General features: G+C 27.9%; 26 protein-coding genes. 18 read left to right on the plus strand and 8 right to left on the minus strand.

Annotation, left to right across the window (positions count from 1 at the left end; all coding sequences use genetic code 11):
- Positions 1-13: 13 nt before the first annotated feature.
- On the minus strand, positions 14-571 hold the full coding sequence (locus tag DS884_RS13620; RefSeq protein ID WP_113787121.1) for a Crp/Fnr family transcriptional regulator: 558 nt from the start codon (positions 569-571) through the stop codon (positions 14-16).
- An 87-nt stretch (positions 572-658) separates the two neighbouring features.
- Here DS884_RS13620 and DS884_RS13625 point away from each other — a divergent pair, with 87 nt between their 5' ends.
- The 5 genes from DS884_RS13625 to DS884_RS13645 all read left to right on the plus strand — a co-directional run bounded on the left by DS884_RS13625 (position 659) and on the right by DS884_RS13645 (position 6,537).
- Positions 659-1,237, plus strand: a complete 579-nt coding sequence (locus tag DS884_RS13625) for an HD domain-containing protein (RefSeq protein WP_199488220.1) — start codon at positions 659-661, stop codon at positions 1,235-1,237.
- Positions 1,224-2,408 (plus strand): MFS transporter, encoded by a 1,185-nt coding sequence (locus DS884_RS13630; protein ID WP_410529732.1) that lies wholly within the window; start codon positions 1,224-1,226, stop codon positions 2,406-2,408. The genes DS884_RS13625 and DS884_RS13630 overlap by 14 nt, the downstream gene beginning before the upstream one ends.
- A 100-nt stretch (positions 2,409-2,508) precedes the next feature.
- Positions 2,509-4,287, plus strand: coding sequence for an ABC transporter ATP-binding protein (locus DS884_RS13635; protein ID WP_113787123.1), 1,779 nt, complete (start codon positions 2,509-2,511; stop codon positions 4,285-4,287).
- Between the two features lie 100 nt (positions 4,288-4,387).
- Positions 4,388-5,158 (plus strand): XRE family transcriptional regulator, encoded by a 771-nt coding sequence (locus DS884_RS13640; protein ID WP_113787124.1) that lies wholly within the window; start codon positions 4,388-4,390, stop codon positions 5,156-5,158.
- Positions 5,158-6,537, plus strand: a complete 1,380-nt coding sequence (locus DS884_RS13645; RefSeq protein ID WP_113787125.1) for an exonuclease domain-containing protein — start codon at positions 5,158-5,160, stop codon at positions 6,535-6,537. The genes DS884_RS13640 and DS884_RS13645 overlap by 1 nt, the downstream gene beginning before the upstream one ends.
- Here DS884_RS13645 and DS884_RS13650 read toward each other — a convergent pair.
- Positions 6,522-8,099, minus strand: coding sequence for an alkaline phosphatase family protein (locus tag DS884_RS13650; protein ID WP_113787126.1), 1,578 nt, complete (start codon positions 8,097-8,099; stop codon positions 6,522-6,524). The two genes, DS884_RS13645 and DS884_RS13650, sit on opposite strands and share 16 nt — an antisense overlap.
- A 103-nt stretch (positions 8,100-8,202) precedes the next feature.
- Positions 8,203-8,571 (minus strand): winged helix-turn-helix transcriptional regulator, encoded by a 369-nt coding sequence (locus tag DS884_RS13655; RefSeq protein WP_113787127.1) that lies wholly within the window; start codon positions 8,569-8,571, stop codon positions 8,203-8,205.
- 220 nt (positions 8,572-8,791) lie between these two features.
- Between DS884_RS13655 and DS884_RS13660 the strand changes: the two genes are divergently transcribed.
- The 3 genes from DS884_RS13660 (at position 8,792) to DS884_RS13670 (ending at position 10,835) form a co-directional block, all read left to right on the plus strand.
- The gene (locus tag DS884_RS13660) at positions 8,792-9,472 is read left to right on the plus strand and encodes an NAD(P)H-dependent oxidoreductase (protein ID WP_113787128.1); all 681 of its coding nucleotides are present in this window, start codon (positions 8,792-8,794) and stop codon (positions 9,470-9,472) included.
- A gap of 242 nt (positions 9,473-9,714) precedes the next feature.
- Positions 9,715-10,338 (plus strand): TetR/AcrR family transcriptional regulator, encoded by a 624-nt coding sequence (locus tag DS884_RS13665; protein ID WP_113787309.1) that lies wholly within the window; start codon positions 9,715-9,717, stop codon positions 10,336-10,338.
- Between the two features lie 11 nt (positions 10,339-10,349).
- Positions 10,350-10,835, plus strand: a complete 486-nt coding sequence (locus tag DS884_RS13670) for a DUF962 domain-containing protein (protein ID WP_113787129.1) — start codon at positions 10,350-10,352, stop codon at positions 10,833-10,835.
- Positions 10,836-10,850: 15 nt separating this feature from the next.
- On the opposite strand, the gene DS884_RS13675 is transcribed toward DS884_RS13670, so the two are convergent.
- Complete coding sequence (locus DS884_RS13675; protein ID WP_158530846.1) at positions 10,851-11,960, minus strand: acyltransferase family protein; 1,110 nt, start codon at positions 11,958-11,960, stop codon at positions 10,851-10,853.
- Positions 11,961-12,067: 107 nt separating this feature from the next.
- On the minus strand, positions 12,068-12,943 hold the full coding sequence (locus tag DS884_RS13680; RefSeq protein ID WP_113787131.1) for a LytR/AlgR family response regulator transcription factor: 876 nt from the start codon (positions 12,941-12,943) through the stop codon (positions 12,068-12,070).
- Positions 12,944-13,172: 229 nt separating this feature from the next.
- Between DS884_RS13680 and DS884_RS13685 the strand changes: the two genes are divergently transcribed.
- The 7 genes from DS884_RS13685 (at position 13,173) to DS884_RS13715 (ending at position 18,686) form a co-directional block, all read left to right on the plus strand.
- On the plus strand, positions 13,173-13,610 hold the full coding sequence (locus DS884_RS13685) for a hypothetical protein (RefSeq protein ID WP_113787132.1): 438 nt from the start codon (positions 13,173-13,175) through the stop codon (positions 13,608-13,610).
- A gap of 247 nt (positions 13,611-13,857) precedes the next feature.
- The gene (locus DS884_RS13690; RefSeq protein ID WP_113787133.1) at positions 13,858-14,670 is read left to right on the plus strand and encodes an SDR family NAD(P)-dependent oxidoreductase; all 813 of its coding nucleotides are present in this window, start codon (positions 13,858-13,860) and stop codon (positions 14,668-14,670) included.
- A gap of 7 nt (positions 14,671-14,677) precedes the next feature.
- Positions 14,678-15,520, plus strand: a complete 843-nt coding sequence (locus tag DS884_RS13695; RefSeq protein WP_113787134.1) for a DUF4437 domain-containing protein — start codon at positions 14,678-14,680, stop codon at positions 15,518-15,520.
- Positions 15,520-16,374 (plus strand): AraC family transcriptional regulator, encoded by an 855-nt coding sequence (locus DS884_RS13700; protein WP_113787135.1) that lies wholly within the window; start codon positions 15,520-15,522, stop codon positions 16,372-16,374. Before DS884_RS13695 ends, DS884_RS13700 begins: the two co-directional genes overlap by 1 nt.
- Positions 16,375-16,476: 102 nt before the next feature.
- On the plus strand, positions 16,477-16,812 hold the full coding sequence (locus DS884_RS13705; RefSeq protein WP_113787136.1) for a nuclear transport factor 2 family protein: 336 nt from the start codon (positions 16,477-16,479) through the stop codon (positions 16,810-16,812).
- Between the two features lie 18 nt (positions 16,813-16,830).
- Positions 16,831-17,682, plus strand: a complete 852-nt coding sequence (locus tag DS884_RS13710; protein WP_113787137.1) for an enoyl-CoA hydratase/isomerase family protein — start codon at positions 16,831-16,833, stop codon at positions 17,680-17,682.
- A 50-nt stretch (positions 17,683-17,732) separates the two neighbouring features.
- Positions 17,733-18,686: a 2OG-Fe(II) oxygenase gene (locus DS884_RS13715; protein WP_113787138.1), complete on the plus strand. Its 954-nt coding sequence runs from the start codon at positions 17,733-17,735 to the stop codon at positions 18,684-18,686.
- 343 nt (positions 18,687-19,029) lie between these two features.
- On the opposite strand, the gene DS884_RS13720 is transcribed toward DS884_RS13715, so the two are convergent.
- Positions 19,030-19,644, minus strand: a complete 615-nt coding sequence (locus DS884_RS13720; protein WP_113787139.1) for a DEAD/DEAH box helicase — start codon at positions 19,642-19,644, stop codon at positions 19,030-19,032.
- Between the two features lie 212 nt (positions 19,645-19,856).
- Between DS884_RS13720 and DS884_RS13725 the strand changes: the two genes are divergently transcribed.
- Positions 19,857-20,456 carry a DUF6642 family protein gene (locus tag DS884_RS13725; protein ID WP_113787140.1) on the plus strand — a complete coding sequence of 200 codons (600 nt, stop codon included), beginning with the start codon at positions 19,857-19,859 and terminating at the stop codon, positions 20,454-20,456.
- Between the two features lie 80 nt (positions 20,457-20,536).
- On the opposite strand, the gene DS884_RS13730 is transcribed toward DS884_RS13725, so the two are convergent.
- Both DS884_RS13730 and DS884_RS13735 read right to left on the minus strand, forming a co-directional pair.
- Positions 20,537-21,232 (minus strand): response regulator transcription factor, encoded by a 696-nt coding sequence (locus tag DS884_RS13730; RefSeq protein ID WP_317047341.1) that lies wholly within the window; start codon positions 21,230-21,232, stop codon positions 20,537-20,539.
- The gene (locus DS884_RS13735; RefSeq protein WP_113787142.1) at positions 21,232-22,023 is read right to left on the minus strand and encodes a sensor histidine kinase; all 792 of its coding nucleotides are present in this window, start codon (positions 22,021-22,023) and stop codon (positions 21,232-21,234) included. The genes DS884_RS13730 and DS884_RS13735 overlap by 1 nt, the downstream gene beginning before the upstream one ends.
- A 208-nt stretch (positions 22,024-22,231) precedes the next feature.
- Here DS884_RS13735 and DS884_RS13740 point away from each other — a divergent pair, with 208 nt between their 5' ends.
- Positions 22,232-23,119, plus strand: coding sequence for an ABC transporter ATP-binding protein (locus tag DS884_RS13740; RefSeq protein WP_113787143.1), 888 nt, complete (start codon positions 22,232-22,234; stop codon positions 23,117-23,119).
- Between the two features lie 2 nt (positions 23,120-23,121).
- The gene (locus DS884_RS13745; RefSeq protein ID WP_113787144.1) at positions 23,122-26,412 is read left to right on the plus strand and encodes an ABC transporter permease/M1 family aminopeptidase; all 3,291 of its coding nucleotides are present in this window, start codon (positions 23,122-23,124) and stop codon (positions 26,410-26,412) included.
- Positions 26,413-26,457 lie beyond the last annotated feature (45 nt).

Below are 26,457 nucleotides of genomic sequence, written 5' to 3' on the forward strand. Positions count from 1 at the left end.
TGAACTACAATAATTATTTTAATCCATTTAATGTTCTGTTTAAGCTACGAATAGTAATACCTAAATAATTGGCAATATCATTTTTAGAAAATATTTTATCATAATCCGGATAATTGTGTTTTAGTTTTAAAATATTTTCTTCAATAGAGTAGGATTGTTGAAAAGAATGCCTTGGTGCTTTATAACCTATTTTTAAAGCCATTGACTTTATTACTAATCTATTAAATAAACGATCATTATCTAGCAAATAGTTGTAGTTTTTATATGATATTTTGTAAACAACGACTTTTGATATTGCTTCAATAGAACAATAACTTAAATTCCCACTAAAAATTTCTAATTCACCAAACTCCATTCCTTTACCTAAAAATTCTTGAATAAAATCTTTTCCATTTTCATCAGATAAATAGCACTTAGTTATACCATTTTTAATGATATATAATGATTGATATCTTTTTTGTTGCTTTAATATAACTTCTTTTGGGTTATAATTCTCTATTAAAAAAAAGTTAGGATATTTTTCATTTAATAATTCAATGTATGTTAAAAAATCAACGTTAGTTCTAATCATTTTTGAGTTGGGACAATTGTCCTTTTTTAAAATTTCTAATAGCAAGTAATTTGCATTGTAAAATTATATAATAAATTAGAAATACAAATAAGAATGAATACATTATTACAGCAAATTCAATTTATAAAAGAAATAGATAAATTAAAGTATATACAACGTAAAACAAAGTTGTTTAATAGTGATAAACATGAAAATGATGCAGAGCATAGTTGGCATTTAGCTATGATGGCTTTAATTTTAGTTGAACATAGTAATGAAGAAATTAATCTTTTTAAAGTACTGAAAATGGTATTGATTCATGATATTGTTGAAATTGATTCAGGTGATATTTTTATTTTTGATACAACTAAAAATCATAATAATACTGAGGAAGAATTAAAGGCAGCGAAAAGGATTTTTGGAATGTTACCAGAAGCACAAGCTAAAGAATTTATTGATATATGGTTAGAGTTTGAAAGAGGGGAAACAAATGAAGCAAAATTTGCAAAAGCCATGGATCGGTTTGAACCTATTTTACAAAATGTTTCTAATAAAGGAGGAACTTGGAAAGAATACAATGTGGCTAAAGAAAAAGTTATAGAGAAAACCAAGCCAGTCATTTTGGGATCTAAAGCTATTTGGGATTACTCATTAGAGGAAATAGAAATGTCGTTTGAAAAAATATAATGTTATGATGGTTTCTAGTCAAAAAATTTATACCCCTCAATTTATTTTTATTTGTTTGAGTTCGCTGTTTTTTTCTGCAAGTTATAACATGTTAATTCCAGAGTTACCAAGTTATTTAAGTAATTTGGGTGGTGTTGAATATAAAGGACTCATTATTGCTTTGTTTACATTAACAGCTGGTTTTTCAAGGCCATTTAGTGGGAAATTAACTGATACTATTGGTAGAAAATCAGTGTTGATTATAGGTGCTCTAGTTTGTGTAGTTTCAGGGTTGTTTTATCCAATATTAACCAGTGTTTCTGGTTTTCTTTTTTTACGATTAGTGCATGGATTTTCTACAGGGTTTAGCCCAACAGCAATTGCAGCATATGTATCAGATATTATTCCCAAAAAACGATTAGGTGAAGCAATGGGAATTCAGGGAATGTGTTTTAGTACAGGATTAGCTTTAGGACCTGCTTTAGGGAGTTATATTAAACTATACTCCAATTATAATGTATTGTTTTACAGTTCTTCAATGATGGCTTTATTATCTATTATTTTAATTTTAAGAGTAAAAGAAACATTGGTTAATAAACAGCAATTTACACTACAGACACTTAAAATATCAAAATCAGATATTATTGCAAAAGAAGCTTTACCAGCTGCATATGTCACTTTCAGTACTTACTTAAGTTTTGGAGTTATATTAACTTTAATTCCTGATTGGAGTGATCATTTAGGTATTATTAATAAAGGAACATTTTTTATTGCATTTACAATAGCATCCCTTTTTGTACGATTACTAGCGGGTAAAATTTCTGATGTTTATGGTCGTAAAATAATAATTACTATAGGATTAGTTATTTTAAGTATTGCACTATTGTTACTTGGTAAATTAGAAAGTATTAATGGAATGTTGATAGCTGCAACATTATATGGAATAGCAATGGGAATAATCTCTCCAACGGTAAATGCTTGGACAATTGATTTGAGTAATCCATTAACAAAAGGTAAATCTATTGCTACTATGTATATTGCTTTAGAAGCAGGAATTGGACTAGGAGCATTTTTCTCGGGATGGTATTATACTAACATGGTAGAAAAAATACCTCAAATATTTTTTGTTTGTTCTATTATTGCATTTTTTGGATTGATTTATATGCTAGTTGAAAATAATCAAAAGTCTTGATAGTGTTTTTGAAATAAGAAGCATAAATTAATTGGCAATTTTTTTAAGTAATACATAGTCGTTTAAGCTATCTTTGATAAGATATTTCTAGATAAAAAACATGAAAGAATACCAACATACAGCATCAATAGAAAAAGTGGGTAAAAAGAAGCCTAGAATAACTATAGCTAAAGCTTTTAAAACTATTATTTGGCCACGACGTAACTTGGTTTTTATAGGATTAATTTTAATAGTAATCAGCCGTATGGCTAGTTTGGTGTTACCTTGGCAATCTAAAATTTTATTAGATGAAGTTATTCCTAATAAAGATATAACCAAGCTCTATGAAGTATTATTGTTTGTAGGAATAGCATTGTTATTACAAGCAATTACATCATTTTTGCTTACACGTATTTTGAGTGTACAAGCACAATATGTTATATCAGAACTAAGAGCACAAGTTCAAAAAAAGGTATTATCATTACCTATTAGTTTTTTTGATAACACAAAATCTGGAAACTTAGTTTCTCGTATTATGAGTGATGTAGAAGGTGTACGTAATTTAATTGGAACAGGACTTGTTCAATTGGTTGGAGGAACTATTACAGCTGTAGTTTCTGTTGTATTATTGATTCGTATTAATGCTTGGATGACATTATTTGTATTTCTTCCTGTTGTTATTTTTGGTTTTGTAGCTTTGAAAGCATTTAAATACATTCGACCTATTTTTAGAAATAGAGGAAAAATTAATGCAGAAGTGAAAGGTCGGTTAACAGAAACTCTTGCAGGTGTACGTGTAATCAAAGGTTTTAATGCGGAACAGCAAGAGAATAGAATTTTTGAAAAAGGTGTAGATCTTTTATTTCAAAATGTAAAAAAGAGTTTAACAGCAACTGCAATTATGTCAAGTTCTTCTACTTTTTTACTAGGACTAGCTTCTTTAGGAATTATGGGAATAGGAGGTTATTTTATGATTCAAGGAAAGATGTCTACGGGTGATTTTTTATCTTTTACCTTGTACTTAGGATTAATGATAGCTCCAATTATACAAATGAGTAATATAGGAAGTCAATTTACTGAAGCTTTAGCAGGATTAGATAGAACTGAAGAGCTAATGAATATGACTCCAGAAGAAGAGCTAGGAACCCGTACTATAGAACTAGATAATTTTAAAGGGAACTTAACATTTAAAAATGTGTCATTTGCATATGAAGAAGGAAAAAATGTTATACATGATGTAAGTTTTCAAGCAGAAGCTGGTTCAGTAATAGCACTTGTTGGAAGTTCTGGTTCAGGTAAATCTACGATTGCTGGGTTGAGTGCAACATTTTTAAATCCACAATCTGGAACAATTACAATTGATGGAGAGGATTTAGCTAAACTTAAATTAAGTAGCTTTAGAAAACATTTAGGGGTAGTATTACAAGATGAGTTTTTATTTGAAGGTACCATACGAGATAATATTTTATTTCCAAGACCCGAAGCTAGTGAAGAAGAATTACTACAAGCTGTAAAAGCTGGATATGTAAATGAGTTTACTGATCGTTTTGAAAATGGTTTGGATACGTTAATAGGAGAGAGGGGGGTAAAACTTTCTGGAGGGCAACGACAACGTATTGCTATAGCTAGAGCAATTTTAGCTAATCCTAAAATTATTATTTTAGATGAAGCTACATCAAATCTAGATACAGAAAGTGAGGCACTTATTCAGAAATCACTTGCAACACTTGTAAAAGATAGAACAACCATTGTTATTGCACATCGTTTGAGTACTATTAAAAAAGCTGATCAAATTTTAGTAATAGAATCTGGACGAATTGCAGAACAAGGAACTCATGAAGAACTTATTGCTAAAAATGGAAGATATTTTGACTTATATACCTATCAAGCTAAAATATAACAACCAGTATATTAGTATCTTATAATAGTAAGCTAATTAATTCTATATTTTATTTAGATAAACTACAATATGTAGCAATCCTTGCTTATATTTGTAGCAAATGAAAAATATATCAAAAAACATACGTCATTTAAGGCATTTAAGAGAATTAACTCAAGAGCAATTTGCTGATGAGATACATATAACTCGATCAAGAGTATCTTCATATGAAGAAGGTCGCTCTGAACCTCCTATTGAAATATTAATAGTCATTTCAAATTATTTTAAATTACCAATAGATATTTTAGTAAAAAATGATTTAACTTATTCCAAAGAAACTTCTTTCATTGAAATAGGAAATCAAAGAGTATTATTTCCAATAACAGTTGATAGTGAAGATGATAATTTAATAGAAATAATACCTACTGAAGCTTCGGCAGGTTATTTATTAGGGTATAATGATCCTGAGTACATAGAACAATTACAACGAATTAAATTACCTTTTTTACCTGTAGGAAAACATAGAGCTTTTCCAATCAAAGGTGACTCAATGCATCCAATGAAAGATGGCTCTTTTGTTGTAGCCAGTTTTGTTGAGAGTATTGACGATGTAAGAGATGGAGTTTCGTATATTTTAGTTACAAAAAATGATGGAATTACTTATAAGAGAGTCTATAATAAAATTGAAGAAAACAATACTTTGTTGTTAGTTCCAGATAATAAAAATTACGAAACATATAATGTTCCTATTTCTGAAGTAGTTGAATTATGGGAGTTCACTTGCAGTATTAATACTCAAGAATATGATGAAAGAGATTTGAAAATTAGTAGTATAGCAACTATGCTAACTCAATTAGGTGTTGAATTAAGATCTTTAGCCAAATTAGAATAATGAATTATGCTGTAGTTGACATAGAAACCAATGGTGGTACTAAAATTACTGAAATAAGTATTTTTATATATGATGGTGAAAAAATTATAGATGAATTTACTACACTTATAAATCCTTGTACAACAATACCTGTTTTCATTACAACACTTACTGGTATAGATAACTACATGGTAAGAGAGGCTCCAAAATTTGAAGAAGTTGCAAAAAAAATACACGAAATAACTGAAGATTGCATATTTGTAGCACACAATGTTAATTTTGATTATAGAATAATTTCTAAAGAGTTTACTTCATTAGGTTTCACTTTTAAAAGAAAAAAACTTTGTACAATTAGATTATCTAGAAAACTTATCCCTAATAGAAATTCTTATAGCTTAGGGGAAATTTGTCGATCTCAAAATATTGAAATAAAAGATAGGCATAGAGCTAGAGGAGATGCTGAAGCTACTGTAATTTTATTGGGTATGTTATTAGAACTTGACGAAAAGAGTACTGTTATTAACAGCTTTTTAAAAGCGAATTCTAAAGAAGCTACATTACCGCCATTATTATCTAAAAAAGTTTTTGAAGAATTACCTCAAGTTCATGGGGTGTATTATTTTTGGAATAAAAAGAAGGAAATTATATATGTAGGTAAAGCTAATAATATTAAAAAACGTGTTTTAAGCCATTTTCATGATAAAAAGAAAAAGGAGATGGATATGTGCATGAATATATCTAATGTTACTTATGAAAAAACAGGGAATGAATTAATAGCATTATTATTAGAATCTTCAGAAATAAAAAAGCACTATCCTAAATTCAATAGAGCGCAGAAAAAAAAATCACCTAACTATAGTTTATTTAGTTATACCGATAGAAAAGGAATAGTTCATTTAGCATGGAATAATTCAAAAATGATACAGGATGCTATTTATAAATTTTATTCTTTAAGTGAGGCTAGAAGTTTTTTAGAAAAACTATGTGAAGACTATGAATTGTGTCCTAAATACTGTCATCTACAAACAAATACTCAAAGTTGTTTTCATTATAAAATAAAAGAATGTAGAGGCATTTGTGTAGAAGAAGAAGATGTTAATAATTATAATCAAAGGGTTTTAAAAGCTATTGAATCTTTAAAGTTTAAAAATAATGATTTTATCATCAAATTAGATGGTAGAAACATCAATGAAAAAGCCTTTGTACTAATAGCGAACAATCAATACAAAGGATTTGGATATTATAAAGAACAAGAAGCTAATAGTATTGAAACAGGAGTTTATCTTGATAATTTAATACCTCATAATAATACTAATGAAACTAAAAAAATACTTAATTCATATTTAAAGAATCATACTTCTATTCAAGTATTGGAATCACAGAATTACTCATTTGAATAAGTATAATACCTATTATGTAGTTCATTAATGTATGATGTTGCTTCTTTTTCTGATGCAAAACTTGGAGTTTTTTTATTTTCACCAGTCTCACGATTATGTTTATCTGTTAACGCTGCTGCGTGCATTTGTTGTATTTGAGAGGCGTGATCCTCGATTTTTATTGCTGAGTTTGCTTTAGGAGGAACAATACCTTTCATAGGGTTATCAGTTCTTGGAATTTTTAAGGTAGCTACATCTAAAATATGGGGAGCAGCTTTATCTCGTTCAGTTAATGGAGATAATTCAAACATCTCTTCTAAAGTTGCTAATATTGAGGTATGATCTAATGGAACATCACTTTTAGTTCTATATACAGTTCCTGCTTCAATTTTTGGGGAAATTAATACAGTAGGTACACGAACACCATAACGATCAAATTCAAATCCAAAAGCCATAGAAACTGCTGGTGGAGAAGTGGCTGTATTTGGAGGAGTTACATGGTCATAACAACCACCGTGCTCATCATAAGTAACAACAAGTAAGGTATCTTCCCAATAAGGAGATGTTTTTAAGGCATTATAAATTTCTAATAAATATTGTTCACCATCGGCAACATTATAGTTAGGATGTTGACTATTTCTTTTATGTCCCCAAATTGGTTCAAGAAACGTATAATCTGGAAGTTCATTATTGGTTAAAGCATTTTCAAAATCTTCAAAAGCTCCAACTTTACAGCCTTTTGGTAATTGACCAATAACTTTTTTCCCTTCTTTATTTGTTGTACTTGGAATATCTTGGCAAAATGCTACAGTATAAGGTTTACCATTGTTGCCAAAAATTCCCCAAGTTTTATCATTATCCATTAAGTGCTTAAAAATACTTTTAGCACTATAAGAATGTATTTCATCATATAAGTATCCTTGAGAAGTTCCCATATGGGTAAAAGCTCTATTTGGTAATGTTTCAGTTGGGGCAGAGCAGTACCAATGATCACAAACAGCATAGTTTTTCGCTAAACTAGATAAAACAGGTAGTGTTTCAGGAGTAAACATCCCCATAATGTCTTTTCCTACAACACTTTTTAAATCTGGTACATGCTTAGAATGTTCTTTAGGTTTTGGAGTATTATACCATTTTTTATAAACATCACTTTTATAGTCGTATTTGCTTTTTACAGTTTTGGTAGATGTTATTTTATCCGTTTTAGGATTCTCCATTTTTTCTAGTGGAGCGTTATCAATGGGATTCTCAAAATCTAACACAAAACCTTGATTAGGAGCAATACCCTTTGGAAAGGGCTTTTTTTCAGCTCCAAATAATTGATAATTTGTATTAGCAAAACCTTCACCAGGATCTTTTTTAGGCATAAAATAGGCATAAGGATCAGTAGGGTCAATTTTAAAAACCTTTACAGCATCTCCATTTCTATCTGGGTTTGTTTCTTTTCCTGTTAAACCTTCAAAAGGTTGTTTTGTTAATGGTGAAATATTATTTTTATAAAGAAATCCCAACATGCTATCAAATGAACGGTTTTCGAACATCATAACTACTACATGTTTAAAAGGTGATTTTGAAAGTGCCATAAATCATATTTTAATGAAGTGAAAATATATGAAAATTATAAAACACTGACAACAAGTATTTTATAACGAGTAATTAGAGTGGGTAAAAGTAGTTAACTAAAATTTATTCAATAATTTCTCCCTTTTCATTAGCAACAATCTTACCCCAATTTGCTATCGAAGTTAATACTGGAGTTAAACTTTTACCAAAGGATGTTAGGGCATATTCTACTTTTAAAGGTGGTTTCTTTGTATAAACTTTACGAGATATTAATCCATCTTTTTCTAGCTGTTTTAATTGCAAACTTAAAGTACGTTCAGTTATAGTTGAAATTAATTTATAAAGCTCATTATAACGTTTTTTACCATCAATTAAGTAAATTAAAATTACACTTTTCCATTTACCTCCAATTAATTCCATTGCAATACTTGTAGTACATGAAAATAACTTATCATTATACTTTATAAGACATTTTTTATGTTTTATTTCCATAAATTTTGCTTTTACAATTACAAATATATCAAACTATATTTAATATTTTAACTATACAAAGTATAGTAGATTATTTATATTTTAATTGATTGTTAATTAGTGTTTTGTGAGTTTTTGTGTATACTATCATTTTTGACCGTTATTGTATAGTTAATGAACTATCTATATTTTTGTCACTATACTTTTGATAGTAAGATAATAATAATAAAATTAAATGATTATGAGTACAATAAAACCTAGTATAGCTAAAGATGACATTTTAAATGCATTTAAATATAGACATGCAACAAAAGAATTTGATAATATAAAAACTGTATCGAAAGAAGATATAGATTTTATTCTTAAAACAGCCAATTTATCACCTAGCTCATTTGGTTTTGAACCTTGGCATTTTGTAGTGGTACAAGATAAAGAGCTACGTGAATTATTGAAACCAGTTGCATGGGGAGCGCCATTAAAGTTGGATACAGCCAGTCATTTTATATTAGGATTAAGCATGAAAACGCCTATGGTAAAACATGATTCAGAGTATATTATGCACATGATGAAAGATATTAAACAGCTTCCTGAAGATGTTATTGAAATGTATTCGAAATTTTATAGAGAATTTCAGGAACGAGATTTTAATTTAGATACCGACAAGAAATTATTTGATTGGTCATCAAAGCAAACTTATATTGCCTTAGCTAATATGATGACTTCTGCAGCATTAGTAGGTATAGATAGTTGTCCTATAGAAGGATTTCACCAAGAAAAAGCAGAGCAACTTTTAAAAGAAAAGTTTGAAATAGATACTGATAAATATGGTTTATCATTTATGGTTGCTTTTGGTTATAGAAAAACTGCTCCAGCACATGATAAGTCTAGAAGAGATCTTAAAGATATTATCACCTGGAAATAAATATCATTAATTAGTGATAAATATGACTAATTAATCTAGAGTTTGAAGTATTATAAAGGTTATTAAATTTATTTTGATAGCCTTTTTTAATTGATCATATATACTAAATCTATATTACTCATTCGTTCCTGTTTCTTAGTGAAGCATAATAATTAAATTGTAAAATTAGTAAATGTTTACTAATTTTTGTTTTTATTTAGTAAAATGTAGCTATATTTGAATGTGATTTCAATACTATGTTTTTGAAAAATAAAATCAAATTAACTGCTATTGAACTGTTTAACCAACAAGGTATATCAACAGTTTCAATGAAACAAATAGCTGATTCAATAGGAATTAGTGCGGGGAATCTTAGATATCATTATAAAGATAAAGCGGCTTTACTAGAAGTTATTTATAATGAAATGTACAACGAAACCTTAAACTATATCCTTCCAAAAAATAGTTATATCACTCTTTTTCATTTTGAAGAAATGATGCTGAAATTTGATAATTTACAAGAACGTTACCTATTTTTTTTTAGTGATGTAGTACATATATTGAAAACATATACAACTATTTCAAAAGCATATCAAGTCTCAAATTTAGTGCGCTTTAAAGAGGGACGCAAATTAATCGATTACTATATTGAATCAGGTAGGCTGAAGCCTGAAAATGATTATATTGATTACGATAAAGTTATTTATTCTATATGGATGATCAGCACCTTTTGGCAATCACAAAAACAAGTAATAGCTTCCAAAAAATATAAAGTAAATAAAGGTCATTCGATGCAAATGTTATGGAATATTCTTATGCCTTACCTTACAGATAAGGGTATGAATGAATATTTAGAATTAAAAAAATTTGTACCTCAAAAAAAATAACCAGACAAACCATGAGAAAAATTGAATCATTATTAGAAGAATATGCTGTAAGCCATCAAACTACATTTAATAAGAAAATACATTACGTATGTGTGCCTCTAATTTTTTTTAGCATCATAGGATTACTAGCAAGTATACCAGTTCCTAATAGTATTACCAATTTATTTCCTAAACAGTTAATATCGTATATAAATTTTGGAACACTAATAGTTTTATTCGGACTAATGTATTATTTAAGGTTATCATTTATTCTCTTTTTAGGAATGTTATTCTTTTCAATACTTGTTCTTTTAGGGATTAACCTAATAGTAAAAGCTGATTTATTACCTCTATGGAGTATAATGCTAATTATCTTTGTACTTTCATGGATCGCTCAATTTATTGGGCACAATCACGAAGGTAAAAAACCTTCATTTTTGAAAGATATTCAATTTTTAATGATTGGTCCTGCTTGGACATTGAGTCACCTGTTTGATGCTTTTAAAATTAAATTTTAGTACTAAAATTTTAATCTAACTTTTACTTTTCATCCCAAATACGAATCTTGTTATTTTAAAAGGGTATATAAAAATTCTATAGATTAGTATAGTTAATGGAAAAGATGTAAGAATCAACAAGAATATTTTTGACAAAATACTAAAGTCAAGCGAAATAATATAGTATCCTACTATTATAATTATGGTTTGGTGTAAAATATAAAAAGGATATATAGCTTCATTACACTTATAAAGAAGGATACTTTTTTTGTTAAACAAAACTTGTCCATAACCAAGTAGTGTTGTTACAAAAGTCCAACTTAACATAGTACAAACTAAATACCATAAACTCCACCTGTTACTTATTGATAAATAGGGTGATATATATTCACTTGGCAATAAATAATACCCATAAAATAGTATAAAGCTAATAATAAAAGAGGTTAAATTGAATTTTCGATGTGCTATTAAGTAACTCCAACTTTTTTTTGAAGAAGTAAAAATCATTCCTGAAATAAAAAAATAACCATAATAAAAAGTAGAAGAAAGATTTGTAATATCTTTTGAATCGGATGGATATATTTTTTTTAGTAAAATTGTAATTATAAGTAAAGGTAATCCAGTTACTAAGATTCCATATTTATTAGCTGAAACTTTGTCAAATAAAGAAATTAATTTATCAGATCTAGTTGACTTCAAAAACAAAATCAAAGGAATTAGTATAATAGATAAAATAAATAAATTCTCAATAAACCATAAATGATTTGTTTCAAAATCTCCATTTTTATATACTTCAATATATGAACTGTATTTATTTATATATTGAAAATATGTTTGTGGAGGAACAATAAAAAGAGTTCCAAAAATAAGAGGAATTATTAAACGTTTACTTCGTTCTTTAATAAATTCTAACCACGTTCTTTTTGAAAAAGCAAACATAGTTCCTGTACCAGAAATTAAAAACAATAGCGGTAATCTAAACTGTTCAAAAAGCACCATTATATCATCCAATAATTTGCTAGATTCAGAATTCATAATATGAAAATCATCACCATTAAAAGGCATTCCAACATGATGAAAATATACAGCAAGTATAGCTATTACACGTAACCAATCTAAATCATATCGACGTTTTTTATCAATCAAAATAATAAGTTTTTTGTTTATTGAGCAAACATAAAAACAAATTGAAGGCCTTTAATTGAATTGTGATATATAACAAGCTAAAGTGACGAAATACAAGAGATATTACCTTAAACTTTAGAGTAAGCGGTATTAAATTTAGTAATATTAGAACGTGATACAGGTACTTTTAGAGAGCTGTTTTTTAAAACTAATTCATAACCTTGAGCATTTCCTGAAATTGAATTAATTTTATTTAAATTAACCAAATAAGAGCGATGCGTTTTAAAGATATTATGAGAAACTAATTTTAATTGTTCTTCAAGATCTTTTAGAGTTACACGAATTAATGTTTTATGAATTTTGTTAGTTGAAAATGTATAAACTTCTGTATAATTACTTTCTACTTTTGCAAAGAGAAAATCTTTAATTTTAAGTTCAAAACAGTCTTCAGACATACTGTTTTTTATAGAAATTATTAAATTATGAGAGGTAGAGTCAAAATTAATAGGTGTTATTTCTTTTAAACTTGCCTTATGTTTATTTATTAAACGCTCTAAATTAATTGGCAGTACAACTACTAATAAAAGAATACCTATTAAAAACGTGTTTCTAATTTCTTCCCAAAAATATTTAAAAGACCAATTATCTGGATTGGTATAAATTAAATCACGTATTAAAAAACTAGTAATACCAATAACCAATAGAATCATTGAAAGATGGAATATTTCTTTTCCTAATGTCCATATTTCAGTATCTTTTTTTGAGTTATTTAATAGAATGAAATATAAGTAAGCAATTGGAAAAGGCGTAAATGCATGGATAAGCAATATCCAAAAATAACTTATTTTATGTTCATTGACATTAACAACAAAAGGTTCAAAAAAATATGAAAATAGAAAACTTAAAATAGAAATAAATAACAATAATAAAAGTAACCTATCACTTTTTTCATAATAATAGGGGTAAGGTTCTTTGAGGTAATTTTTAATTTGAGCTAACTTCATTCATCGGCTAAATTAATTTTTTAATTGAATTTATTAGTTTCAAAGTTCATTATATTTTATAAAACTTTAGCAAAAGGTAATGCATTTTTCAAAATTAAAGATATTAACTACTAAATTGCTAAAAAAGATATTTGATATATAGCATTTGATAATTTGAATTAAAGAGACTTTTGAAGCTTTATAATTAGCGTGTTATTAGTATATTTAGTACTTACAAATTAAATATATAATGCAAACTAGAGATTACGATTGCTATATTTATATAGCATCTAGAATGGGTTTTAGGCTGCTAAACGATAATGGAGATACTATATTTATTGATAAAGAGACAGATGGGTATTGTAATATGTATGCTAATAATATAGCTGTAAGTTTTTTACATTCTATGAATAAAAAACAGATAAATGCAATTCACTATTTTGAAAATAATCATCCAAAAATTTTTGAAGTACTAGTTAATCATCTATCTAATCAATTTAAATTACCGAAAGACGAATTAGGATTTAAATGTATTAATATACTTGATCAATTCATAGATGATTTCAGTATTGTTGAGTATATTTTTATAAAGGCGAATAAAGAAAAAATAAAGGTTAAAATGTTTAAAAGCATATTAGTTAATGAACAAGTAAAAAAAGGTTTTTTAAAGAATCAGTTATCAAATTAAAATCTTTTTTCTTAAAATAGAATAGTAAATATTCTGTATACAGAATATTTTAATCTTTGAATAAGTGTTATTACATTTTATAGTTTAACAAAGGAGGGAAACATCTTATTTATGATTAATTAAATCCTTGTTTTTTACTAAAACTACATTAATTTTTACTGGAAAGTCCATGAGTCATCTAGGTATATTTGTACCTTATAAATAAAAACTAAGACATATACACTTAAAGTGTTTAATAAGAAATATTATGAATAAAACCATTTTAATTACAGGGAGTACAGATGGAATAGGGAAACTTACTGCTATTCAATTTGCAAAAGATGGTCATACAATATATATTCATGGAAGGAATAAAGAAAAATTACAACGTACAATCCTAGAAATAAAAGAAGTTTCAGGAAATAAAAACATAGGCGGTTTTACTTCTGATTTTTCAAATTTAGATGATGTTAAACACATGGCGAAGCATATTAATAATGAAATTCCTAAATTAGATATCTTAATTAATAATGCGGGTATTTTTAAAACTACAGCAACTAGTAATTTCAAAAATTTTGATATTAGATTAGTTGTTAATTATTTTGCTCCTTATCTTTTAACCAATACTATTCTTCCAATTATAAAAAAATCTGAAGCGCCAAGAATTATTAATCTAAGTTCAGCAGCACAATCACATGTTACTGATGAAGCTTTAGCGGGTATGGACATTCAAAATAGTAGTGAGGCTTATTCTCAAAGTAAACTAGCATTAACTATGTGGAGTTTTTACTTTGCTAAAACAAATTCAAAAATAATGACAATCGCTGTTAATCCAGGTTCTTTATTAAATACTAAAATGGCAAATGAAGCTTATGGACAACATTGGTCCTCAGCAACAAAAGGATCAGATATAATTTATGATTTAGCAGTTTCTGAAGAATACAAAAATAGTACAGGTAAATATTTTGATAATGATAAAGGAAATCCAAAAGGTTTTTTTGCTCCTGCTCATCCAGATGCTTATGATGAAAATTTAATTTTAGCATTAATAACAAAAACTGAAGATATTATAAATAACTAATTGATTTATGAAAAAAACAGTAATATTATTCATGTTGGTATTTACATTAATCATGTGTAAATCAAGAGAAAAGAAAGAAGAACCAATAAGTATTATACCTACAAATAAAGTCCTTTTATCATCTGAAATAGAATGGGAAGTACTAAATCCAGCAAGAGGAGACCAAAGTCCACAAGCTGGTACCATTTGGGGAGATAGAAAAGGAGAAGTATCAACTGGTTTTTTAGCGAAATTTGTTGACGGTTTTTCTTCGCCACCTCATATTCATAATGTCACTTATCGAGCAGTGGTTATCAATGGGTTCATACATAATGATGATAAAAATGCTAAAAATATGTGGATGACACCTGGTAGCTTTTGGACACAACCAGAAGGCGAATCACATATTACTTCAGCCAAAGGAAAAGAAAACATCGCATTAGTAGAAATTGACCATGGTCCATATCTTGTAAAACCAACGAGCGAAGCCTTTGATAATGGCGAAAGACCTGTAAATATAGATACTTCTAACTTAGTTTGGCTGAATAGCGATAAAACAAATTGGGTTGCTTCAAATAGTAAAGCAGAAATTAGTTTTCTTTTAGGGAATAAAGATAATGGCTTAAAGAGTCTTTTTATAAAGCTTCCAAAAAGATATAATGGAACAATAGAAACAAATGGAACGGTTTTACATTCAGTTGTAATTAAAGGCCTGATAAATTATAAGATACCTCAAAGTCAAGAAATAAAAGTTTTGGATGCAGGAAGTTATTTTGGTTCAACAGACAAATCGATACATACAGTTTTGAATAGTACAGAAAGAGAGATTATTATCTATATACGCACCAATGGGGATTTAAAAATTAATTAATGTCAAGAACTATATTTGAAAATATCGTAATTCAAAAATTTGAACAGGCAACATCGTTGGCCTTTTGTCAATACACAACTATACGTTTTTTTGAAATTTTACATATAGAAAAGGGTTCAGGAACAATTATAATCAATAATCATAGAGTAAAGTATAACGACAATGAACTATTCATTTTAATTCCTAATGATCAATATAATTTAGAAATTGAAACACCAACTACAGTTTCTGCTATAAAATTTCTAAATAATTTTTTTAGTACTTTTAGTTTAAATGAAAATGAAGCACAACGAAAAGATTGGTTCAGAAGAATAGAAACAATCCTACATAATTCTGACAGAACATCACATTTAAATATACAATTTAAAACAGATAAAAGTAGCTTGAATTTGTTGTTTACTGTGTTGTGTAACGAATACAATGATGAAAAATTGAAGAATGAAGTTGTATTAAAATCTACTTTACATACGATTTTACATATTATTTCTAGAAATGTAAATTTTATTTCTTCAAAAAAATCTAATTCTAAAATTCAAGATATTATTAATTATATAAATTATAATATTCACAACCCAGAAAAACTTACAAAAAAGGAATTAGCAAATCAATTTCATTTTTCAGAAAATTATATTAGTCAATATTTTAAAAGTAAAATGAATGTTGGTCTAAAAAAATACATTCTTAATTACAAATTAAAACTAGCTGAAACACGCTTAAAACATACCGATTTAACAATTACCGAAATTGCCCAAGAATTAGGTTTTACTGATAGTAGTCATCTTGATAAAACATTTATAACTTATAAAGGAATCACTGCTAAAACTTATAAAAAAAGCTTGAAAATTATCGATTAATTTTAGGTTCCTCTTTTTTTACTAAATCCTCATTTTTTCTTACTAAACCTTAAGACTATACTCAAAGTAAATTTGCATTATAATTTTTAAACAATAGTTATAATGAAAAATTCACAAGAAGTTTTTGAAGCACATATGATGGCTGTAAATATGTTATATACTTCAAAGGTAATGGAGGATTATTCGCATGATGCGATTTTTATTACGCCAGAAAATACCTATAAAGGAAAAGAAGAAATTTTCAGTTTTTATAAAAAATTCTTACCAAATTTTGAAGGTTTTCAATTTAATACTATCAAACAAGAAACCAATGATAATGTAGTTTATTTCGTTTGGAATGGAAAAAATCAACATTTAGATATACAACTAGCAACCGATACTTATATCATTGAAAACGGTAAAATAAAACAACACACATTTGCGGCAATTAATAATTAATTTTTAACTATAAATACAATGGATTACAAAAATTTTCAAACATTTAATGCAGAACAAAAAGGAGGAATATTAACTGTAGATATTAATTTTGGGCCTGTTAATGTGCAAGGTCAAGAAATGTTAGCAGACTTAAGCAGTTTATGTCTTCGATTAGAACGAGATAGAAGTGTTAAAGTAGTTGTATTTCAATCATCAAATCCTGGTTATTGGGTTTGTCATTATGATACCAACTTGTTAAGAGATATGTCAGAAGAAGCAGTGCCAAGAAATGAAGTTAAACTACTTGATTTACAATCTGTACTAGAACGATTAAGTAATGTACCACAAGCAACTATAGCAAAAATTGAAGGTTTTGCTCGTGGTGGTGGGCATGAAATGGCTTTAGCTTTAGATATGCGTTTTGCAGCTCGTGGTAAAGCAAAATTCATGCAAATGGAAGTAGGTATGGGTATTTTACCTTGTGGTGGTGGAGCATCACGTATGGCAAGACAAACTGGTTTAGGAAAAGCTCTCGAAATTATTTTAGGAGCAAGAGATTGGGATGCTGATGAGGCAGAAAAATTTGGTACTATTAACAAAGCATTAGATGCTAATGAAATTGGTGTATATGTAGATGCATTAGCAGAACGAATCTCTAAATTTCCAGCAGCATCTATCGAAGCTTGTAAACGTGCAGTTTATGCTTCTATCGATTTGCCAATTTCTGAAGCTTTAAAAGAAGAGGCCTATCAATTATTTCAAGCTACTAGTAAAACACCTGCAATCAAACGTTTTACAATCGCTGATGAAAATGGAGCACAATTTGATCACAATAATCAGAAAAACTGGGAAAACATGTTAATTGATTTACAAGAAATTCAAAGAGAATAACTATTGGCAACTAAGATTAATTAATAGTAAAAACATTTAAATAAAGAAAAATGACACATAATAATGCACTCGCACAAGCTCTTGCGCTTACTTTACCTTCTCGTGAAGCTTCACTAGAACGAAAGTCGTCTGTATCTTATTTTTGGAATAGTAATCGGAAGTTATTAGAAAATGCATGGGCAGAATGGGAAATCGAAAATAAAGAAAATTTACTAATTCCTGATGAAATGCTACTTGACTCAAACTTACGACAAGTTATTAATGAAGCATGGAAAAACCCAGAAAAAGAAAATGCTGTAGCTGATTTATGGAAAGAAATTATTCCTGGGGTTTATTCTGCACAGTTTTTTGACGTTGAACGCTTAACAGAATTCCGAAATTATTTAGAAGCTATAGTATCTTCGAAAATTCCTGTTCGACCACCATATGGTATTCAATTAAATCGTTATGGTATTATGCTTGACCCACGCTCGGATGGGTACTTAGCTGCACCTAATTTCCAAGCTTTTTATAATGATATAATGAACCGCTATATGCGTCCGATTGCTCGTTTACTACTTGGTACTTACGGTTATGATAACCAAACATTTAGTTTTTCAATTCAGTACAACCCTGAGAAAGATAAAGATTTGCATGCACACACTGACGCTTCAGCAGCTACTTTGAATATAAATATTAATTTACCTGATGAAAAATTTAAAGGCTCACAAGTTGATTTCTATGATAAGATTTCAAGAAAAACTGTACAAACTGTTTTTGAACCAGGTAAAGCAATAATTCATAGTGGTAACATCGCACACGCAACACATCCAATCATCAGTGGTCAGCGAAGTAACTTGGTCGTGTGGCTATACGGAAACCGTATGCAAATTCCCCGAGGAGGAGTAAGTAGCTACGGTAGTGTTGATAACTCAGTATCTACAGAAATTAAAAAAGAAAAAATTAGTTCTCACCAACGTTGGAGCTTACCAGACAGTCCTAAAGATACTTTTGCTCCATTTTAAAACTTTAAGTTTATAATCTAAATTTGTTTAGGATGTTTTTTGAGAGTCGAAATAAGTTAGTAGTAAATGTAGAAGCGGTCCTTGTAAGTATAAAGTAAGGTATTATTTAGAAAAATCGTAAAATATTTATACAAAAAAGAATTACTAAATAAGTAGCATCCTGTATTTGAGAAGAAGTGGTATTCGATTACTTGTTTATACTAACTTCTATTGTCCCTATAATGTTTATATGAACTCTTTAAATTTAATTAGTTTAACTTACTACGATATATGAAAATTTACAACTTTATTTTGTGTTTACGTACTATTAAAAAAAGTATGTAATTTCTAAGCTTTATAATAATTACTTTACAGAAATATTTGCAGGGTAAAGCATAAAATAATTGTCTAAATTTTGTATCGTGGTATTCATTTTTTCTAAATAAATAACATATTGACATTTATGAATACTTTGAGTAATAGATAATACATCAGAAATTACAGACTTGTTAGCTAAATATTCAGCATCATCAAAACTAACTATTTTTAATTGTGTAGTATTTACTCCCTCTAATAACAATAGTTTGTTCATAGTTTTAGGAGTAGTAATTAAAATATCTACTCCTTCAAATATTTCTGATTTAAGTAAATCTATATGCTCTCTTTCATCACAAACATAAACACGTAATGAAGTACTTTTTGTAAACTTTAAAAAAGAATTGTATAATTCTAATGCTTTTTCATTATTTTCTACAAAAACAATAGCTCTAGGTGCAGTACCTACTTCTTTACATTTTAATTTTTGCATTGTTGTAAGAATCAACGCTGTTGTTTTACCACTATTTTTAGGAGCAACACAAAATAAATTTTTACCACTTTTTATTACTGGAATACTTTTAATTTGAAAAGGAGTAGGGGTATCAAAATCTAATTCTGATAACTTCTCTTTTATATTAACATCAAGTTTTTTAAAAGGCATAATTAAGTAAATAATGTATTTGATTATAAAAATGAGTATTATAAATACTACTCCAGTGTTTAAAGTAAACAGCTACAAATTTAAGTATAAATCTAATTACAAGTACACATGTTTTGTTAGAATGTTTTCTGAATTTTATATAAAATACCAAAAAAAATAAAAGAGTTATATTATTTTTGTGTTTTATAAATAGTTTGCATAAATCCTAAAATTTGTTAGAGAAAACACCACAATTATACCAAGAACAATTTACTAATACAGATTATTTTATATTCTGTTTAGAAGCGGTTGATGATATAGAAATGGAGACGTTTACCGAAACACAAAAAAAGTTAGAACAATTAACCATGCAATATGGAGTAGCAAGTATTTATAAAACATGCGACACTATTGAAGGGCTAGAAGTTAGCTTAAACACATTGGTTTTGGATGATCATAATTTTAAAGACTATGAAATAATATACTTAGTTATAACAGGTGAAGCAAACAGTATTTGTTTAAATGACTACTACTATAGCTTACAGGAAATTGCAGAAATTTTTGAAGGTAGGTTAAATGGAAAGATTTTGCATTTTTCAAATGCCAAAGTATTAGATTTAGACGAAGAAGAAGCTCAGTATTTTTTAGATATCACTGGAGCTAAAGGAATTTCTGGCTACGGAAATGAATTTAATGGAATTACTAGCTCAGATCTTGATAAAGTATTCTTTAACTTGTTTAAAAAAGACGAGAATATGTTAGCTATTGTAGAAGAATTATATCAAAGACATTATAAACTTTGTAAGTTACTTGATTTTAGATTGTATTATTAAAAAACAACATTTAAAGAAGCTATTCTAATTTATCTGAAAATTAAGTTTTTTTTGATAAAAAAAGTATAATATTTAGATTTCTAATTTAAAATTTTAATAAGATTGGCTTTGTATAATTTCCCAATGGGAATTGTATGTTCTTGAATGTGTATTCTATTCCCATCAATTTTATTAATATATTTTATAGCTATCGCAAATGATTTGTGCACTTGTAAAAAATTGTCTGAAGGTAATGTTTCTAAGACATCAGATATTTTTTCTCTTATGGTAATGATTTCATTTATTAAAACAATTTTAGTATAATTTCCTGAAGCTTCTATAAATAAAATAGTGTCTATTTCTATTTGTATATACGACTTATTCTGACGCAAAAAAATACGCTTTATTTCTGAGGTATTTTCATCAATACTAGTGCTTTTTGAAACGGTATTTGAGTCATTTATTTTGTTTACAGCTTTTAAAAAACGTTCAAAACTAAATGGTTTTAAAAGATAATCTATAACATTAAGTTCATAGCCTTCTATCGCAAACTCACTATAAGCTGTAGTAACTATAACCTTAGGTGGTGCTGTAAGCGTTTTTAAAAAATCAAATCCTTTTAACTTTGGCATATTTATATCTAAAAAAATTAAATCTACTTGATGAGTATTTAAATATTCCAAAGCTTCTAAAGCACTATAACAGTTTTTTTGCAGCTTCATATGCGGTAACATTTCACAATATTCCATTATAATCTTATGGGCTATATGTTCATCATCAATAATTAAGTATCTCATTATTTTATCTTTAAAGATAGTGTAACTTTATAAGTATTAGTATTTTCACTTAAAACAAGTGTATGCTTTTTGGGATATATCAATTCTAATCTTCTTTGTAAATTTTTTAAACCAATTCCTTGATGATTAGGTTTCTGATGTAATTCAAAATTATTTTCAATGTCAAAACTTACTTTATTATTATTTTCGGTTAAATAAATATGGATATAAGCATCTTTTTCTAAATTTTCTAATCCATGCTTAAAAGCATTCTCTACTAAAATAATAAACAACAAAGGCATAATTTTAGCTTGAGGATTTCCAATTTCAGAATTAAATTGAATATCAGACTTTTTATGGTAACGAATTTCTTGAAGTTCAATATAGTTTTTTAAATAATCTATTTCTTGTTTGAGGGTTACCCAATCTTTTCCTCCCTCATAAATACTATATCGCATCATATCAGATAATTTGAGTACCATTTCCCTTTCTTTGGAGTCTTTTTTCATTAATCCATATAAATTGTTGAGAGTATTAAAGAAAAAATGTGGGTTAACCTGGCTTTTTAAATGCAGTAATTCTGTTTTTTCTTTTTCATTCTTTAATCGAATAATGGATTTAATCTGTTTAAAAATCCAATGCGCAATTGTGATAAATAAAATAATGAAATATAAAGCAATAAACTCTACAAATCCTTCTATTTTACCAAAAGTGTCATTAAAAATCACAAGGATAAAACCTACAAATACAAGTGTAATTTTATAAAATCGGTTTAGAATTTTCCTTTTTCTATCTGATATTTTCAACTTCATGTGTCAATATTAAATAAATAAACCTCCTCCTACAAATTAGTTGATAAATAATGGTTAGAAAGGGGTAAATACTTATTTAGTAGTGATGAAATACGTTTATACTTTCCAAAAGTGTTTGCGTCACACTAAACAAGAGGTGTGTCCCATTTCCTTTTTCGTATTAGGAATAGCTTATAGGTTTGCGTTAAATAATTAATCAAAAAACAGTATGGAACTTATTATTGATAATTTATCAAAAACCTATTCTAATGGAATTAAAGCATTACAAAACATTTCATTAAACATACCTAAAGGCATGTTTGGCTTGTTAGGTCCAAATGGAGCTGGAAAATCTACTTTAATGAGAACTATTGCTGCATTACAAGAAGCAGATACTGGAACTATTACTCTTGGTGATATTGATGTATTAAAACAAAAAAATGAATTACGACAAGTGTTAGGTTATTTGCCACAACAATTTGGTTTATATCCTAAAATATCTGCAGAAGTATTGCTTAATCATTTTGCTGTATTAAAAGGAATTACAAATAAAAGTGAACGTAATGAACTAGTAAAAGCACTTTTGTATAAAACTAATCTATACGATGTAAGAAAACAAAACCTTAAAGGCTATTCTGGAGGTATGAAGCAACGTTTTGGTATTGCACAAGCGTTACTTAATAACCCAAAGTTACTCATTGTAGATGAACCTACAGCGGGATTAGATCCTTTAGAACGAAATCGATTTTACAATGTTTTGAGTGAACTTGGTGAACATACTGTAGTTATCTTATCTACACATATAGTTGATGATGTTAAAGAGCTCTGTACAAATATGGCAATTATTAATCAAAGTCAAGTTTGTTTAAAGGGGCAGCCACTTGAAATACTAGAGAGTTTAAAGGGTAAAGTTTATAAGAAAACAATTGAAAAAGAAGAATTAAAAATTTACAAAGAAAATTATAAGGTAATTAGTGAAAAGCTGTTTTTAGGAAAACCAACTATTCATATATTAAGCGATAAGAACCCGGGAGGTGGATTTTCTCTAACCAATGCAGAACTAGAAGATGTATACTTTTCTAAAATATTTAGTAATACTAACTCTAATTCTAACTAATTATGTGGTACAATATTTTTAAGTTCGAAATACAATATCGAATTAAACGTCCAGATACCTATGTGTTTTTCTTATTTCTATTTCTATTTTCAATTGTAGGTGTAGATTTTATTTTTCAAGGTTCAGAAATGGGATTAATGAAGAAAAACTCACCCATAGTTATAGCAAAAACTATGGGTGCTATTACTGGAATATTTATGATTCTTGCCTCAATGATTATGGGCGTATCTGTATTAAGAGATTTTGAGTATAATATAGAGTCTTTACTGTTTTCTACTCCTATCAATAAAAAAGATTATTTAGTAGGTCGATTTTTAGGATCTTTTACTGTTTTACTATTTGTGTTTTCAGGTGTTTTATTCGGAATGATATTAGGTGAATTTATGCCATGGCATAGCCGAGATAGCCTGTTAGAATTTAATGTAATTGTATATTTAAAGACATTTTTAATAATAACCTTGCCAACCTTATTTTTTGGAGCATCTTTATTTTTTGTTACTGGTGCTTTAAGTAGGAACTTAGTTGTTGTTTACACACAAGGTATTATTTTGTTTGTAGTATTTATGCTAACCAAAGCAATTACTAATCCGTTTTGGCAAGCCATTTTAGATCCATTTTCATTAACTACTACCACTTTTATTACACAATCATGGTCTACTTTAGAAAAGAGTACACAATACCTTCCATTTTGGGGAGCACTTATGTATAATAAATTGTTTTGGCTATTTCTAGGCTTCATAGCGTTGACATATGGTTATAAAAAGTTTAATTTTCATGTAGTTAAAGAAAAGAAATCAAGAAAAAAACAAGTAAAAACATTAGCCGTTAAAGGAAGTAATGAAAATGTAGACATTGTAATACCTAATGCTAAAAAAGAATATGGTTTATTAGCAAAATGTATACAATTAAAACAATTTTCCTGGTTTTATTTTATAAGTATTTGCAAACAATCATCATTTTGGGGAATTGTTATTTGTGGTATGATTATAATTCTTATAAACTCAGTAAATCTTGGAACCGTATATGGAGTAGATAGTTATCCTGTAACTTATTTTATTGTTGATGAACTTAAAGAAACATCCATTTATTTCTTCATTATTCTTTTAGTATTTTATTCGGGAGAATTGATTTGGAAAGAAAGAAGTGCTAAACTACATCTAATTTATGATGCCACACCAATGTCTAGCTTTATTAACTTATTGGGCAAGTATGTTGGATTAAATTTAGTTTACGTGGTATTAATGATAGCCTTAATAAGTTCAGGGATTATATTTCAAACAATAAGTGGATATTATAAGTACGAGTTTCAAGTTTATTTTTATGGTTTTTTTCTAGAAATTTTACCTTTTTTAGCGTTATACACATGTGTAGCATTTTTTATTCAATCGGTAATAAATAATAAATTTGTAGGTGTTTTATTGGTAATTATATTCTTTATTGCCAATATCGCTTTTGGGTTATTCGGTTTTGATCACGATTTGTATTTCTTTGGAGGTAGTTCATTAAAAACATATTCAGCTATGAATGGATATGGTCATTTTTTAAAACCATACCTCATTATTAAATCTTATTGGTTGCTCTTTGGAATACTACTACTAATCATTGCTTCTTCAGTACATGTTAGAGGTATAGAAACCAACTTTATAAAACGAATAAAAGCTAGTAAATACAGAGTAAGCAAACCATTTTTCAAATTCGCATGCTTAGTTTTTTTAGCATTTATAACTATTGGAAGCTTTATCTTTTACAATACAAATATTTTAAATAAACACTGGAGTGATTCTGAAACCACCGCATATAGAGTAGCTTATGAAAAAGAACTAAAGCAGTTTGAATATATACCACAGCCAAAAATTGTAGATGTAAACCTTCAATTAGAACTTTATCCTTCAATGCGAAATTACCTAGTAGAAGGCTCATATATATTGAAAAACACAAATACTGTAGATATTACATCAATTCACATTCAAAAACTCATAGAAGAAAATGTTACGTTGGATAGTATTTCTTTTGAAGGCGGATTCACTATTAATCATCAATACGAAAAATTTGACTACTCAATATTCAACCTTACAAAAACATTAAAACCAGGAGATTCTGTAAAAATGTATTTCAAGCAATGTTTTACTACAAAAGGTTTTGAATTAGGCAACTCTAATGTAAACATCAACAACAATGGAACATTTTTTAACAATTCTGATCTACCTACAATTGGATATAATAGAAAATATGAATTAAGAAATACTGATGAACGTGAAGAAAATAAACTACCATTAAGAAATAATAAATCTGATAGAGATAATACTAATGAATTAGTAAATGCTAGGTCAGGTAGTGACTCTGATGGAATTAATTTTGAAATGATTATTGGTACTTCAAAAAATCAAACAGCATTAGTACCTGGGAATTTATTAAAAAAATGGACAAAAAATCATCGCAACTACTTTCATTATAAAATGGAAATTCCCATAATCAATTTTTTCTCCATTGTTTCGGCAGTATATGAAATTGAAAAAGACACATGGATTTCTAGTAAAGATTCTATGAATAATAAGCCAGTTGATCTTGAAATTTATTATCATAAAGAGCATAGCTATAACATTGAACGTATGATGACTTCAATGAAAGTTTCTTTAGAGTATTATACCAAAAATTTCAGTCCTTATCAATATAAGCAACTACGTATTATGGAGTTTCCAAATTATGCTCAATTTGCGCAATCATTTCCAGGAACCATTCCATTTTCAGAATCTATAGGCTTTGTTTTAAATATTGATGATAAAAAAGATGTGGATATGGCGTTTTATGTAACAGCACATGAAATTGCCCACCAATGGTTTGGTATGCAGGTTGAAGCAGCAAATGTAAAAGGCAGAAACTTTATTTTAGAAACATTATCACAATATGCTGCTATGATGGTTTTAAAACAGAAGTATTCAGAAGAAAAACTACTTCAGTTTTTAGAAACTCAAAAAGAGATTTATAAAAAAGGAAAAGATAGAGAAGCAACCGAAGAACCTTCATTGGCATTGGTAGAAAATCAAGAGTATGTATATTATGCTAAAGGAGCAATCAATATGTATCAATTTCAAAAAATAGTAGGAGAGGAGCAAGTAAATAAAGCGCTGAAGAGCTTTTTGAATGATTGGAATACCATCAATGGTAAATTGAAAAGAACTACAAAAAGATATGCAACTACTCATGATTTAATAGGATATTTTAGAAAGGTTACACCAGAATCTCTTCAATATATAGTGACTGATTTGTTTGAGAAAACAACGTTTAAAGAATAGTAATTTATTATTTTCTAAACATAAAATATTTAAAAGGAAGAGAAC

Origin of the sequence: Tenacibaculum sp. E3R01, assembly GCF_003318185.1 — a bacterium.
Classification (GTDB): Bacteria; Bacteroidota; Bacteroidia; order Flavobacteriales; family Flavobacteriaceae; genus Polaribacter; species Polaribacter halocynthiae.